The sequence below is a fragment of the Nocardia puris genome (assembly GCF_036051655.1).
Lineage (GTDB): Bacteria > Actinomycetota > Actinomycetes > Mycobacteriales > Mycobacteriaceae > Nocardia > Nocardia puris.
Genome location: NZ_CP107943.1, coordinates 765,385 through 780,950, shown reverse-complemented (window position 1 = coordinate 780,950; position 15,566 = coordinate 765,385). Strand labels below are relative to the sequence as shown.

Annotated in this window: 7 protein-coding genes; all 7 read left to right on the top strand. The window is 72.8% G+C overall.

The window, feature by feature from the left end:
* The first annotated feature begins 59 nt into the window (after positions 1–59).
* The 7 genes from OHB21_RS03305 to OHB21_RS03275 all read left to right on the top strand — a co-directional run bounded on the left by OHB21_RS03305 (position 60) and on the right by OHB21_RS03275 (position 15,566).
* Positions 60–386: a WXG100 family type VII secretion target gene (locus OHB21_RS03305; RefSeq protein ID WP_195125381.1), complete on the top strand. Its 327-nt coding sequence runs from the start codon at positions 60–62 to the stop codon at positions 384–386.
* A 25-nt stretch (positions 387–411) separates the two neighbouring features.
* Positions 412–927, top strand: a complete 516-nt coding sequence (locus OHB21_RS03300; RefSeq protein ID WP_195142124.1) for a YbaB/EbfC family nucleoid-associated protein — start codon at positions 412–414, stop codon at positions 925–927.
* Positions 928–966: 39 nt separating this feature from the next.
* Positions 967–12,471 carry a sigma factor-like helix-turn-helix DNA-binding protein gene (locus OHB21_RS03295; RefSeq protein ID WP_195126435.1) on the top strand — a complete coding sequence of 3,835 codons (11,505 nt, stop codon included), beginning with the start codon at positions 967–969 and terminating at the stop codon, positions 12,469–12,471.
* 78 nt (positions 12,472–12,549) lie between these two features.
* Positions 12,550–12,834: a hypothetical protein gene (locus OHB21_RS03290; RefSeq protein ID WP_195125531.1), complete on the top strand. Its 285-nt coding sequence runs from the start codon at positions 12,550–12,552 to the stop codon at positions 12,832–12,834.
* A gap of 132 nt (positions 12,835–12,966) precedes the next feature.
* Positions 12,967–14,550: a hypothetical protein gene (locus OHB21_RS03285; RefSeq protein ID WP_324192016.1), complete on the top strand. Its 1,584-nt coding sequence runs from the start codon at positions 12,967–12,969 to the stop codon at positions 14,548–14,550.
* A gap of 113 nt (positions 14,551–14,663) precedes the next feature.
* Positions 14,664–14,981, top strand: coding sequence for a hypothetical protein (locus tag OHB21_RS03280; RefSeq protein WP_195125530.1), 318 nt, complete (start codon positions 14,664–14,666; stop codon positions 14,979–14,981).
* Between the two features lie 96 nt (positions 14,982–15,077).
* Complete coding sequence (locus OHB21_RS03275) at positions 15,078–15,566, top strand: YbaB/EbfC family nucleoid-associated protein (protein ID WP_195125529.1); 489 nt, start codon at positions 15,078–15,080, stop codon at positions 15,564–15,566.

Here is a 15,566-nt window from a genome sequence, read left to right as displayed (position 1 = left end):
GCTCGTTGTCATCCCGGGTTAACACGCCGGACCGACACTGTTGGCACCACGGTCGAACGTTGGCAACCCGGGAGGTCGGCATGGCGGAGGAAGTGCGACTGGAAACCGAGCTGCGCGGTGTCGCAGGGGATCTCGACGAGATGGCGGGGCGTTTCCGGTCGATCCTGGCCGGTTTGCGCGGTGCCACCAACCCCCACGAGGGCAAATGGGGTTCGGACGAATACGGCCGGAACTTCGCCGGTGACAAGGGATACATCGCCTCGGCCGCGAACCTGGAGGGCGTCATCGAATCCAAACCCGCGCTGCTGACATCGTATTCGACCGCGCTGCGCGATGCCGCGGACCTGTTGCAGAACACGGACCGGGGCAGCGGGGAGAACTTCTGACAACGGGGCCGGGAGGGTCGCAACAGTGGTCGACGACATGGCCAGGGCACAGCTGGCGGATCTGATGGACTCGGTGCAGTCGGGGCTGGCCTCGATCGTGCGCGCCCAGCGCGAACAGGCGCGGCTCACCGCGACGGCCCACGCGGGCGGGCGCCGGGTGCGCGTGACAGTCAACGCCAACGGCGTGGTGATCGAAACCCGTTTCGGCGCCGGGATCGACGAGCTGAGCTACGACGAGATCGCCGCGGCCGTCACGGCCGCCGCTCAGGACGCCGCCGCTCAGGTACAGCGGCGGACCCGCGAGCTGATGGACGGTCTGCGCCCGCAGCACGCCCGGATGCCGAAACTGTCGGAGTTCATTCCCGGCATGCCGGACGTCCAGGACATGGTGCCGGTCGCGCCCGAGGTCTCGACCGCGCCGCCCGGCGCGCGGGAGCGGGACGAGCCCGCCGACCCGTCGCCCGAGTTCCACGACGTCGAGCAGTGGGAACACGGCCGGGAGCGCCGCGCAGGCGCGGACGTCCACGATTCGAGCTGGTGAGCCCGGAGCTGGGCGGGTGGGTGCGGCGGTGAGGTCCTGATGTCGGGCGTCACCGCCATGTGGGAGTGGATACCCCCGTGGATCCTCAGCGCGCTCAACTTCGGGCAGGCCTATCCCGAGGGCGACGAGACCGCGCTGTTCGAACTCGGTGACGCGTGGCTGGCCGCCGCCGAGGAACTGAAGGACCTGATCCCGGATCTGAAGGACGTCACCGACGCCACCCAGAAGTTCTACAGCGGCGAGGGTGCCGAGGCGGTGGCGGCGGAGTTCGCGACGCTGTTCGCCGGAGAGTACTCGATCGAGGAACTCGCCGAGGCCGTGGCGGAATTGGGCCGCTACAGCCGCAACGGCGGCACCGATCTCGAGTACACGAAGATCCTGATGGCGATCTTCGCGGGCATCACCGTCTACGCCGTCTACCAGCTGCTGGCCGCCTGGCCGTGGGGGTCGGCGCTGGTGCCGCTCGCGCTCGCGGCGGGGCGGCAGGCACTGGCCATCGCGGCGCGGCAAGGCGCGGCGCGGCTGGCGATCGAGGGTGCGAAGGTCGGCCTGCGAAACCTGGTGCAGCAGTACTGGAAGCAGGTCGCGATCGGCGCGCTGAAACTGGGCGCGGCGGGTGGCGGCCTCGATCTCGGTATCCAGAGCTATCAGGTCGCGGTCGGGAACCGCGACGGCGGCATCGATCTGGCCCAGACCGCGCGGATGGCCGTCGAGTGGAGCGCGGGCGCGCTGGTCGGCGTTCCGGTGGGCATCGCCGCGAGCAGGAGTCTCGCGCGGACGGCGCTGTCCCCGGCGTCGCGCGGCTTGGCGGAGGGCGTGGCGGGTGGCGCGGCGGGGGCGCTCGGCATCTACGGCGCCGGAATCGGGTGGCAGATCGGCGCGCAACTGGCGAGCGGGTCGTTCGACTGGAACAAGGTCGACACCACCTTCCACATGCAGTTGCTCGCGGGCGGTGTCGGTTTGGGTGCGGTGCAGGGCCTGCGCAGCGGATTGCGATCGGGCCCCACCACAACCCATCTCGGCGCGGACAGCATGTCCGCGCCGCGCGCCTCCGCCGCGGCGCCCGCACCGGAGGTGGTGACTCCGCAGTCGCGTGCCGAAGGACGTGACCTCTACCGGGACCTCAGCAGGCAGGCCCACCCGGATCGGTTTCCGCCGGGCCAGGATCGGGCGCAGGCGAACGAGTTCATGCAGCGCGTCAACGAGGTCAACGGGGAGGCGAACGGTCCGGGACGCAGCAACGAATTCAGCGAACGACACGTCGCCGCGCTCAAGGAACTGCGAGAGGAGTGGGCCAACCGGTCCACCCCCGCCGACGGCACCGCGGCGCGACCGGAGACCACCGCGCGACCGGGCGCGGCGGACGTCCCCGCGCGGCCCACCGGTGCGGACGGCACCGCGCGCCCGGCTCCGGCCGAGGGCGGCGTTCGACAGGCGGGCGAAGCGGGCGCCCGCCCCGCGGGCGAGCGCCCCGGTTCCACTCCGGCCGAACGCGGTGCGGGAGCCGCGGGTGAGCGCGGTCCCCGGACCGGCGCCGACAGCAGGCCCGGCGCCGAGGGCGCCAAACCCGCCCCGGCGGATCGCTCGGCCGGACCTCGCGCGCCCGCGGGCGACGGCGGCAGGCCGGGCGGCGGCCGGGACGGCGCGCCGAACGTGGTCGCCGAACAGTCTCAGCGACCCGCCCCCGACCGGGCTGCGGGAATTCCCGAGCACGGCCGCCCCGGGGCCGATCCGGTCCGCGCCGAACCTCCCGGGAATCGCGGCGGCGCGGCGGAAGTCCCGGCACGGCAACCCGAGACGGACGCGCCGGGTGGTGCCCGCGGGCGTGACCTCGAATCGCGCGGCCCCATGGCCGACGAATTCGCCAGGGCGCCGGTCGAACACCGCGGCCCGGAACCCGGCGCGGCGGTGACCCGGCCGGCCGAGGGCGGTCCGAAGAACTGCGCCGTCTACGGATTGTGGTTCGGCCGAGAGGTTCTCGGCCTCGAGGGTGTGCTGCCCCTGCGCGGCGACGGCGAGGCGATCAAGGCCGTCGGCTTCGCGCCGGAGGACCTGGCGCGGGCGGCGGGCGGCGACTGGCATCGCGGTGGATTCGCCTCCCTCGACGCGGCCGCCGCGACGGTCCGGGACAACGGCGGCGTCGTGCTGGCGCTGGTCGAGTACCAGGGCTTCCAGCACCGGAAGGTCGGCGCGCACCAGCTCACCTTCTTCCGCAAGCCCGACCGGCCCGACGTGGTGATGGTGCGCGAGTGGAACGGTACGCACGCGCTCGAGTACCGGCACGTGTGGGGGCGTTCGCACGCCGATGTCGCGGGCGTGTACGGCATCGTGTTCGGCGAGAACGGGCGGCCCGTCGATCCGCTGGCGCCGGGAGAGGCGCCCACGGGGCGCGCCGGTGTCGAGCACTCGTTCACCCGGGTGGGGCAGCGCCCGTTCGAGCCCGTCCACCGCACCGAACTGACGGTCGGCGCCGCGGGCAGACCGGGAGAGGTCCCGGTCGAGGGCGAGCGTGTCCGGGAGGCGAGCACCGCGCGCGACTGGGTGGTCGAGCAGCTCCGCGCCCACGGATGGCGCGACGAAGGCACGCTGGCGGACGCCCGCGTGGCCGTGTCGGAGCTGGTGGCCAACTCGCTGCGGCACAGCTCGGGCGCGGTCCGGGTGGTGGTCACCCTCGGCGAGCGGGACGGGTCCGGGGTCGCCCGCGTGGAGGTGATCGACAACAGCCCGGTCGCGGTGGCGCCCGTCGGATTCGACGAGCTGCCCGACGACCTCGTGGACGCGCTCGACCCGGATGAACTGGAGGCGCTGATCCAGGGCCTCGGCGAGCGCGGCCGCGGCATGGGCATGGTCGCCGACCTGACCGACGACGCGGGCGTGACCGAACTTCCCGAGGGCAAGTCCACCTGGTTCGAACTCACCGGCCCGGTCCCAGCCCCGCCCGCCGAGGTGAGCGGTTCGCTGCGACCGCGCGGGATCGCGGGCCTGCCCGGCGCGATTCGCGGTTCGGTGACCGGATTGGTGATCGGGGCGCACACCGGCGCCGGACCGGGCGGCGACCGGCTGTCGCTGGTGCTGGACTCCGTGGAAACCAGGGGGCCGGACCACAATTCGCTGCGCGAGGCGGTGCGCGGTCCCGAACTGATCGACATCACCGTGGGTGGCCACACCGTGCGGACCCGTATCCAGTACCGAATCTTCGACAGTGGAAATATCCAGGCCACCTTGATTTTCGACGCACCGCGCGTGGATCACCCCGGGTTCGGCACCGTCCGCCGGATGATCGACGCGGCGCTGCTCGACCGCTTCCCCGGGCGGGCCATCGAAGTCGGCGAGATGCACGACTTCGGCGACCGCACCGATTTCCTCGACCGGACACTGGGACCGACCGGGCGGCACGATGATTCGCCTGCCGGTGCTGTCCGGCCCGGCGCGGAGCCGGCGCGCGCGGCGGAGTCCGCCGTTCCCGCACCGGGTCCGATCGACGCGGGCGCGCGATCGACGGGCGGACCCGCGCCGGCGCCGCATGTGCTCGAGGCGGGCAGTCCGGCCCAGGTGGCGCAGTGGCTGCGCGCCGAGCACGGACTGGAGGTCGAGGGCTTCGACGCCCCCGGCGTACATCCGGTGGTAGCCAGGGAGTTCGGTGCGGCCGTCCACGACATGCTCACCCGATTCGGCCAGATCTCGTTGCCGCGCATCCGGATAGCGGATCTGGACAACCGCTCCACCATCGCCGAACTGCGTGCGGACCCCACCGGGCGGGTGCTGTGGCTCGGACTCAACACGCCGTACGCGGCCGACCCCGCGGTGCTCGCCGACCTGCTCGCGGGCGCGGTGGCCTCGGGCCGGATGGCGCCCGGCCACGCCGACCGGCCCGTCTACGGCCGGATCGTGCACGAACTCGGACACGCGCTGGACTACGCGGGCGGCGGCCTGGCGAGAGAACGCGCGATGGCGGTGCTGACCGAGCACTACCGCGCCACGCACCCGGGCGAGCGCGCGGGATTCGACGCCTGGTTGCGCGGACTCGCCGGATACAGCTTCAAGGGCGGGGGCGGCGCGTTCGTCGCGCACGAGGCGGTCGCCGAGGCGTTCGCCGATGTCGAGGTGCTCGGGGCGCGGGCGAGCGAGCCCGCGCGGGTCCTGCACCGGTTGCTCGTCGTGCACGCCGAGGCGGCGGCCGAGCGGGCCCTGCGCGCGGCGCGCGGCGACGGCACCGCGCCGTACCGCTATCCGGCCCAAGGCGCGACATCGCATCTGGAGGGCGGGGTTCCGAAGATCTGCGCGCCCGAGGCACTGCGTTTCGCGCGCACCGAACTCGGCATCGAGGCGATCGCGCCGCGGGTCGAGGGCGCGCGGGACATCGGGCTGCACGGCGTGAGCGCGGACGAACTGGCCGCGGCGGCGGGCGGCGGCTGGCGCCCCGGTGGATTCCGGTCGCTGGACGAGATGGCGAACACGGTGCGCGACTCCGGCGGTGTGGTGATCGGTGTCGTGGAATTTCTCGGTGTGAACCGGCCCGACGTGGTCGGCGCGCACGCGTTCGTCATGTTCCGGGCCGCGAGCGGCGCGGTGATCGTCCACGAGGAACTGAACGGGGTACGGGAATTCGTCTACGTCTGGGGTGAGATGCCGCCGCGCGTCGCGGGCGTGTACGGCATCGTCTACGGCGCCGACGGCGTGCCGGAACACCCCGCGGAAACGGACCGCGCGCCCGAGGGCGACCGTCCGGTGGCGCGGATCGGTGCGGCCGCGCCGGGTGCGGGCGAACCGGCCGACGCGGACTTGGTGCGGGCCGCGCGGCGTGGCGATGCCGAAGCCTTCGATCGTCTGCGCGCCCGCCACGAGCCCCCGCTGCTGGCCGCGGTGCGCGCGCAGATCACCGATCCGGCGGCGGCGCGGAGCGTGGTGGACGACGTCTTCGCCCGTGTCCGCAGGGATATCGGTGCGCTGGCCGGCGGCGACCGTCCGGTGGCCGACCGGTTGGCGGCCATCGCCGGTCAAGTGGCGACCCAGCACGCGCGGTTCGAGCGACTGCGCCGGGGACTGCTGGACGCGTTGGTCGCGGTCGAGCGCGTGTCTCCCACCGGCCCCGAGGGGCGGGCGCTGACGAACGCCACGCGGGCCGAGCTCCGGGAGGCGCTGTCGTCGCTGTCGGCGGACCAGCGTCGCGCGCTGGTGCTGCGGTTCTGGGAGGGCCGCGCGCCCGAGCAGGTGGCCACCGAGCTGCGCCGGTCGGCCACCTTGGCGCAGGCGTTGCAGCGCGGCGCCGTCCGGGAGGTGTCGCGATTCCTCGTCGCCCGCCACGGGACGGATCTGACGCCGAACGAAGCGGCGGTCGCCGAAGCGCTGCGCGCCGATCCGGACCGCGTCCGCCGGGCGATCGGGCAATTGCCCAGGGCGGCACGGGAGTACGCGGAGCTGCGGCTGATCCGGAACATGCCGCACGCCGAGATCCCGGCGGCGATGAACCGCAGCGCCGCGCAGGTGAACACCGTGAAATCGCGCGCGTTCCGCACGCTGGCGCAGGCGCTGTCGGGCGCGGCGGAACCGTCGGGCGCCTCCGGGATCGGCGGCGCGGCGCTGGACGTCGAGAACGTCGCGCGCACCGACCCCGGCCGGATCAGGGCTCTGCTGGATCAGCTCAGCCCGAGTGAACGCGCGTTCGTCGACCTGATCTACCTGCGCGGCCTGGCGCCTGCGGCGGTGGCCGAACAGCTCGGCAGCAGCCCGGCCGCGTTCAAGGCCCTCAAATCCCGTGCCACGCGCAAGCTCTCCGCGCTGCTCTCCGCCGGTCGGACCATGACCGCGCGCGAGGCATGGGAGGTGGTGACGGCGGCGCGGGAGTCGGATCCGGACGGCCTGCGGTCCGCGATGGACCGGCTCACCGACGCCCAGCGCGCCGCGCTGCGGGCGCGCTTGGACGATCTGGACCTCGAGGCCGCGGCCGCCGAGCTGGGTCGCACCGTCGCCGCGATCAAGGGGCTCCAGCGCTCGGCCGCGCTGCGGGTGGCCGACCTGCTGACCGGAGACCCGGAGCAGGCACCCGCGCCGGGGCAGGCGCCGAGGCGTCCGTTGGAGGAGCTCGGCGCGGCCTGGCGTGAGCGACCCGGCGAAGTGCGGCGAACGCTGGCGCTGCTCCGGGAGGATCAGCGTCGCGTTCTGGAACTGTCGGTGCTGCAAGAACTCCCGCTCGATCGGGTGGCTACCGAACTCGGCCGCACCGAAGGCGCCACCGGCGCGCTACAACGCCGGTCGGCGCGCAAACTGCTGGAACTGCTCGATTCCGATGCGGCGCCGAGCGCACCGGGAGACACCGAATCGGTGCGTACGCCGGGCGCGGAACCCGCCCCCGCGACGCCGGGCGAGAGCGCGTCCGAGGTGGTGCGCCGCGCGCGGCGCGAGGAGCCCGACGCCCTGCGCGCCGCGATCGCGCGGCTGCCGCGCGCGCAACGCGAGGTCGCCGAGCACCGGTTCCTGTCCGAGTGGACGGCCGCGCGCACGGCGGAAGCGCTGGACCGCACCGAATACTCGGTGCGCAAACTCCAGGACCGCGCCGCCCGCGCCCTGGTCGCGCTGCTCGCGGGTGGTGAAACGCCGGGCGGGCAGGGCGGTGACGCACTGAACCTGGTGCGCCGCACCCAGCGCGACGATCCCGCCGCGTTCCGCGCCGCCCTGCGTGAGCTGCCTGCCGAACAGGCCAGGGTGATCCGGTCCCGGGTGGTGCGGGAACAGACGATCGCGCAGGCCGCGGCGGCGTTGAAGCGGAGTGAGGATTCCGTCAACGCCTTGTTCCGCACGGCCGTACGCCGCCTGGCGGACGTCCTGGCGGGTACCGAGCGGCCGAGTCCGGCGGCCGTGACCGCATTCCTCCGCACCGCGCGCCGCGACCATCCGGCCGCGTTGCGGGCGGCGATCGCGCGCCTGCCCGAACCGGAACGGACCTTCGCCGATCTGCGGTTCGCGCAGGGCAAGAAGATGATCGCGGTCGCCTCCGCCATGGGACGGACCCAGGGCGGACTCAAACAGCTGCGGGATCGCACCGCCGACCGGCTCGTCGAATTGCTCACCCCCGAACTGGGACCGCCACGGGTCCCGGACGACGCGCCCGGGCCGCCGCGCGGTGAACTGTCCGCCCTGCTGCGCGAGGCGCTGGCCGACCGGCCCGCGGCCGCCCGGCGGGCGATCGACCGGCTGCCCGATATCGACGGCCGAGTGCTGGATCTTCGTTTCGCGCAACGCAAGACGCTCGCGGAGGTGGCCGCCGAACTCGGCCGCAGCCTCGACGCGGTGAGCGCCGTGCAGCGCCGCGCGCTGCGACGGCTGCCGGATCTGCTCGCCGAGGAACTGGCCAGGCCCGATCCGGAGCTCGCGCCCGCCGACTTCGGCAAGGAGGGCCGACACCGGATCGAGTGGATCGAGTCGATGCGGCGGACGAACCCCGCCGCGTTGTCGCGCGCCATCGATCTGCTGACCCCGGAACAACGCGGGTTCGCCCGGCTGCGCTTCCTGCAGGGCGCCACGACCGACGGTATCGCGCGAGACTCCGGCCGGACGCGGGCCGAAGTCCAGAGCTTGCAAGGACATACGGTGCGCACGCTGCGCGAGCTGCTGGCCGACGAGCTTCCGGTCGAACCGGTGCCCGAGGCCGACGGCACCGTGGTGTACGAGGGGAACCTGCCCGAAGGCGGTGAGCCGCTGTACCGGGGTGTCCCGCGCCTGCTGTCCGACGGTTCGCCCAACCCCGCCTACGCGGCGGCGCGGGAAGGCCGGGCGATACCGCGTGGCACCACACCGGTGTCTGCGGAGGAACACGTGCTCGGCGCGCACGACGTCAGCGACCTGACCTCGTGGTCGCGGGTGCGCGGCATGGCGGAGGGATTCGCCAGGGGCGACGGAATCGTGCTGGAGTGGCGAACGGGCGCGCCACCGGAAGGCGCGTCGTGGGCGTTCAAACCGTTCCTCGACTACGACCTGATGATGCAGTACCAGCAGGTGCTGATCCAGGGCACGCTCACCGGCGCGCGCGCCGTCCGATACCTCGAGCCGCCCGAGGAACCGGGACGCGACGCGTCGCGCGCGGGCGGGCCGCCGTCGACGGGCCCCGCCGCATGGGACCTCTCCGGGTATCGGACCGCGGCCGAAGTGGGCGCCGCGCTGGCAGCCGAACACGAACTCACCGTGACGGGTTTCGACACCCCCGGTGTCGATGTCGAGACGGCCCGCGAATTCGCTCGCGCGGTGCACGACGGGCTCAGCGCGTATCGCTGGATCGACCTGCGCGAGGTGCGCATCGGTGCGATCGAACAGGACCCGCCGCCCACCACCGAGCTGGAGATTCAGCCCGCCCGTGCCTACCGCAGCACCGAGGACGGCCGGTGGCACACCGAGGCGATCGTCCTCAACGTCCACTACGCGACGCGGCCGCGACTGTTCGCCTCGATGTGGGCGGACGCGATCGCGGCCGGGCACATGGCGGGTCCGGCGGACCGGCCGGTGTACGGGGTGATCACCCACGAGCTCGGGCACGCCTTGGATTCCGCCGGGCAGTACGGCGCGCGCGACGAGTACTTCTACGAGCTGTTCCACCGCTTCCGGGTGAGCCACCGCAGCGACGACCTCGCGGAATTCCTGGCGTGGGCGGCCCGCCAGCTCACCGCCTACAGCTTCTACGACGACGGCACCCTCGACCCGGTCGAAGCTCTCGCGGAGGCGTTCGCCGCGGTGCGCCACTCCGGCGCGCGGGCCACCGAGGCGCAGTGGGCGTTACACGATCTGCTGGTGGCGCAGGCCGAGGCGGCCGAGAACGCGTCGCCCGCCGGGCGTGCCGGTGTCGCCGAGCCCGCGCCGCCGGGGCCGGTGTCCACTTGGGATCCGGCCGACCACCCGACGTCCGCGCACGTGGGTGCCGCGTTGGCGCGCCGGTACGAGGGGCGCGGCCTGGCCGTGCTCGGCTTCGACGCACCCGGCGTCACCACCGAGACGGCGCTCGAGTACGCGCGCGCGATCGACGAGTTGCTCAGCGCCTTTCCGCAGGTGCCGCTGCGGGAGATCCGCATCGTGGATCTCGACGAGAGCCTGTACGCGGAAGCGGATTACGAGGTGCGCGACGGCGTGTTCGGCAACATCGGCATCACCGTGAACGAGCGGTACGCCGCCGAGCCGGACCGCTTTCGCGCGCTGTGGTCGCGCGAGGTGGCGTCGGGCAGCCGGGTCGGTCCGGCCGAACGGCCGGTGTACGCCAACGCCGTGCACGAGTTCGGCCACGCGCTCGACTACCTGACCGCCAACCGGGTCCGGCGCCGCGCGGAGGCGGAACTGCTCCGGCACTACGCGTCGACGCGGGACCTGGTCGACGCCGACGCGTTCTCCGCCTGGTTGCGAACCCAATTCGGGGACTACAACTTTCACGCCGACGGTCGATTCGCGGCGGGCGAGGCGGTGGCCGAGGCGTTCGCCGCGGTCCGCCACCTCGGGCGGCGCGCGACCGAGGGGCAGCGGGTGCTCAACCGCCTGCTGCTCGGCGAGGTGGACGCCGTCGCGCGCGAGGCCGAGGCGGGGGAGCGGCCGCGGCGCGGGTCCGACGAGTCCCGCGCGCACTCCGGCGACCGGTCGCCCGGCGTCGAACCCCGAGATCCGTTCGCGGGCAGCGACTCCGACATCGGGAACTGGGCGCGGTTCCGGACGGCCGCCGAGGTGGGCGAGGCCCTCGCGATCCGGCACGGGCTCGTGGTGCGGGGTTTCGATCATCCCGGTGTGGACGCGCTCACCGCGCGGGAGTACGCGCGCGCGATCGATGCCGTCCTGCGGGACCATCCCGCCTTGCGCCCCGGTGAAATCCACATCGCCCCGCTGCGGGAAGGCGACTTCGCCGAGACCCGTTTCGTGCCGGCCGAGGGCGGGCTGCGCACCGAGCGGATCACGCTCAACCGTGAATTCGCCACCGACCCCGCGCTGTTCGCCCGGCGCTGGGCCGGGGAACTCGATTCCGGCCGCCGGATCGGTCCGCGCGATCGGCCGGTGTACGCGAACATCGTGCACGAGCTGGGGCACGCGCTGGATCACCTGGGCGGCAACCGGACTCGCGCGCAAGCCGGGGCCGCCCTGCTGCGCCGGTACCTGGCCGGGACCGGTCGCGGCGACCTGGCCGGCTATGAGCGATGGCTGCGCACGCAGTTCGGCGACTACGCCTTCACCGCGCGCGGTGATCTGCTGCCGGGCGAAGCGGTGGCGGAGGCGTTCGCGGCGGTCCGGCACCGCGGCGCGGCCGCCGGCGCCGGTGCCGCAGAGTTGTACCGCCTACTGCTCGAACACGCCGCGAACGCCACGCCGGACCGGTCCGCGGACAATCACCCGGCGCGAGCGGGCGCGCCGAGTGGCGATCGGGCCTCGATCGATCCGGAAAGACCCCAGGCCCAAGGCATCCCATCGGAACCTGCCGCCACCGCCAGGGAGGGCGGGAGTCCGCCGGGGCCGATCCGCCATCCCGCGCCCCGTCCGATGATCGCCGACTGGGAAGACCTCGCGCTGCACGAATTCCGGCCGGTGCTGACCGCCCGCGCGAACGCCCTCATCACCGAGGCAGGCGGGCGAGTGCTCGCGCCGGGAGTGGGGATCGTCGAGGGGCCGTCGCCGCGGGTGATCGTCACGGAATGGCTCGGGCCCGATATCGACGACGCGTTCACCGCGGCGCTCGACAGCCACCCGGAACTCGCGGCGGCCCTGTCGGATCCGGACGTCGCCATCGGCATCCTCGGCGGCACCCTGACTTCGTCGGAGGAGGTCGTCGTCCGGGAGATCGAACCTCCCGACCTCTGGCACGGCACCGTCGAATCGGGTCCGTGGGCGGGCACGCCGATCACTTACTGGCAGGATCACTCCGGCTTCTGGCGGCCCGTGCCCCGCGACGTGCCGCTCGACCGGATTCCGGCGGCGCGGACGGACCCCGGGCCGCCCGCGGACACGGAGCTGGGCGAGACCTACCGGGGCGAGGACGCCGCGGACCGGCCCCTGTACCTGCGCGTGCACTACCTGACGCCCGAGGAGCGCGAGGCCGCGCGCGTCTTCCTGGGCCCGGACGGCAGGTTGTACCGCGCCGTCGACGGCACGCCGTTCTCCTCACCCAGACCGGACGCGGGCAACCGCACCGAGTTCGTGATGGACGGCTACGGCAACCTCTACGCCGACCGCAGCGCCGTGCACCGGCGCATGGCGCACTCGTCGTTCCTCGGCGGCGCGAATGTGGCGGCGGCCGGGATGATCCACGTGCACGCGGGACGAGTCCTGTTCCTGGACAACCGCAGCGGGCACTACCGGCCGGAGATGGCGGACAACGTGGCGGCCCTGCGGTGGCTGCTCGAGCAAGGTCTCGTTCTCGCGCACGGTTTCGAGATGCACGACCATACCGGCACGCCGTGGCCGGTTCCGCTCCCCGCGGGCGAGGGCGGAGCGGATCTCGCGCGCGTCGCGCCGCGCGGTGAACCGGAGCACGCCGCCGCGTCCCCGGATTTCCTTCGCCTGTTCGACGAGCCCGCGCACGGCCGGTGACATCGGCGCGGCGGCGATACCCTGGCGTCGGAGTGAACCGGGCGACGCGGACGAGATGGACGAACGACGGGAGGACCGATGGTGCGCAACCGATACCCCACCGAGGACGAACTGCGTAGCAACTTCGAGGCCGAGCTGGCTTCGGTGACCACCGGCGGCGGCCTGCGTTCGGAGACGGGCCTGGACGTGGAGACCGACGCCGCCCTGATCGAGATCGCGCGGGCCTACCCCGCGGTGCCGGAAGAGCTGGTGCGCGCGGCGCGGGCCGCGTTCGCCGGACAGCTCGACGGCTCCAACGCCGCCGCCCGCCGGGCCGAGCTGGAGCGCATGATCGAGGAACACAACCGGCGCGCGGAGGGCTAGGCTCACCTCGCCGCCCGTCATCCCCGGCCGCGCGCCGCGTCGCTGTGTCAGGATGGTGAACACCATCAGGCCAGGCATCGTGCCGCGCCGCCGGGATGCGGCACGGTGCGCAGATGAGGAGATTGCGGCGACGTGACCAACCCAGACGACCAGGCCCGCGTGCCCGACGGTGATCCCGCACCGGGCGAGGTGGACGAGCAGCTGCCGGAGGCGGCGGCCGACGAGCAGTTCATGCGGGAGTTCCTGCGCGGCTTCGCCGACGAGAACGACGACCCCGACGTCGAATTCACGCTGGTGGAACCGGGTGAGGGCGAGGACGATCCGGCCGAGCAGGCCAAACAGATCAACCATCGCATCGCCAGGGAGCTGGCCGCGCTCGGTCCGGCGGGCTGGCATCGTGTCCAGGCCGTGTTCGTGTGCACCGCGCCCGCGCAGGTCGCCGAGGTGATCTTCTTCGACGAGCAGGATCGTTCCGTGCGCGCGCAGCCGGGCGACCAGGTACTCGCGCTGGTCCGGGAACAGCGGGACCTGTCGGCGCGGCTCAGCGACGGCCCGTGGTGGCGACTGCTGATCACCCTCACGAAAGAGGGGTCGCTCGAGGTCGACTACGACTACGGTGACGAGCCCTTCCCGGACGACCAGCTCTTCCCGCCGGAGGTCTATCGCGCGGATCTCGAGGTGTACCCGCGGGATTCGCTGCCGGTGTGGCTGGCCGCCTACATCGGCAACGACGGCAGGCAGTCGCGCACGGCGCAGCAGGCGGCGGCGCAGGCGCGCGCGGACCGCGCCGAGGGCGTCAAGGCGGAGCCGTCCTGGGACGACTTCCCCGCGATGCCGGTCATGTGGGCGCGCTGGGCGGTGCTGGCGGCGGCCTTCGTCGCGGCCGGATCACAGTGGGGCCCAAGGGTGCTGCCGTCGCTCGGCTGGTTCGAGGGCGCCAAGCGCGGCGGCTCCACGCTGTACGTGCTGCCGGGCGGGCGGGCCGTCCTGTCGGGCGGCGTCTGGAACGCCCCGGAACTGGACGCCGTGTACAACGGCGGCGAGCCGATGCCTGGCATCTACGCGGGCGCGCCGGAATGGGTCGCCAACCCGGTGCTGAATCCCCGCGCCGCCAACGGGTTGCTGTCGTTCTGCTACTGGTGGGAGGGCGGCAAATGGTATCGGGGCGAGTCGCCGACCGCCGACCAGCTCAGCGACGCGGTGCCCGGGGTGTGGACCGAGGAGACCGTGATCGATGTGGTCTGCGGCCTGCTCGTGGATCAGGTGCGCGCGCAGCGGCGGGGCGCGGTGGCCGATCTGGTCACCGCCGCCGAGGTCGGCCTGGCGACCAGGGCGACGCTGGCCGATGTGTTCGGCGACGACGGCACCTACGACATCGACAGTGCCTTCTACCAGCTCACCATGGCGGGTGTCACGATGACGCTGCCCGAGCCGATGCCGGAGGACGACGCGATCGAGTACGTGCGGCGCTTCGCCGCCGACGCGGAGCTGGACACCAGCGGCTACCCGCTGGAACAGCTACGCGCGGAACGGATCAGCGTGGGCTGGATGGTGTACGTGCCGACCGAACCCGGCGAGATCGCGATCGGTCGCGCCATCTTCTACGTCGCCGACGACGGCGTGCTCGAACAGTCCTCGTCCTCGGTCGCCCCCTCGCGCTACATCGCCGAATTCGAGGAGCGCTTCCGGCGCAGGCACGGCTCGGTGAACGCCTGATCCGGGCATACCGGCCTTTCTCATCATTCTTTTCACGACGGTTCACCTGCCGGTAATGCCCCCGTTATGCGATCATCGTTTCGAGTTCTGCTGGAAGGACACGAGGTTCGCGCATGGCTGAGAGATTCGAGAGCTACGAGGAGAAGTTGCGCACCGCGGGGCTGGACACCGGCAAGGTCGACGAGACGATGCGCGGGCTCGTCAACGCGGCCAACACGGCGGTGTCGGTCGGGCCCGCGGCCTGGGGGCCGGACAAGTTCGGCAGCAAGTTCGCCGACGGTCCCGACGGATTCCTCTCCTCGATGGAGAAGGTCGTCACCGGCACCACGAAGATGGCAGGCTCCTTCAAATCGATGTCGGACGGTCAGTACCGTGCCGCCGACGCGGTCCAGAACTACGAGCGGGCCTCGAGCGAGAACTTCCGCATCTGAGGGGCGCGCGGATGAGCCACCGCGGGCGGCCCGGGTCGCGTGCGGTGGCGGAGTCGTGGAAAGGGCTGCATGGCTAGCGAGTACGACGAGCGTGACATGGCATCGGTCATCGATGCCTTCCAGCACCAGATGCGCGCGATCGCCCAGGCGCAGCGGCAGCGGGTGAAGCTCACCGCCAGCGCCACCTCGCGCGACAAGCGGGTCACCGTCACCGTCAACGCCAACGGCGTGGTCATCGAGACCAAATTCTCCGCCGGCATCAGCGAACTCAGCTACGGCGAGATCGCCGCGACCGTCACCAGGACCGCGCAGGAAGCCGCCGAGGAGGTGGCCAGACTGAGCCGCGAGCTGGCCGCGCCGCTCGCCGAGCGCCGCGCCCGCCTGCCCAAACTGTCCGAGGTCATCGAGGGCATGCCCGACTTCGAGAGCGAGATCCCCACGGAGCCACCGGTTTCCACCGCGCCGCCCGGCGCGCCGGAACGCACCGAGGCGGACGAGCCCGAGATGACGTTCAGCGATGTGGAGGAGATCGACCACGACCGCCCCGCGAAACCCGGCCCCGGGGTCGTCGACTCCAGCTGGTAG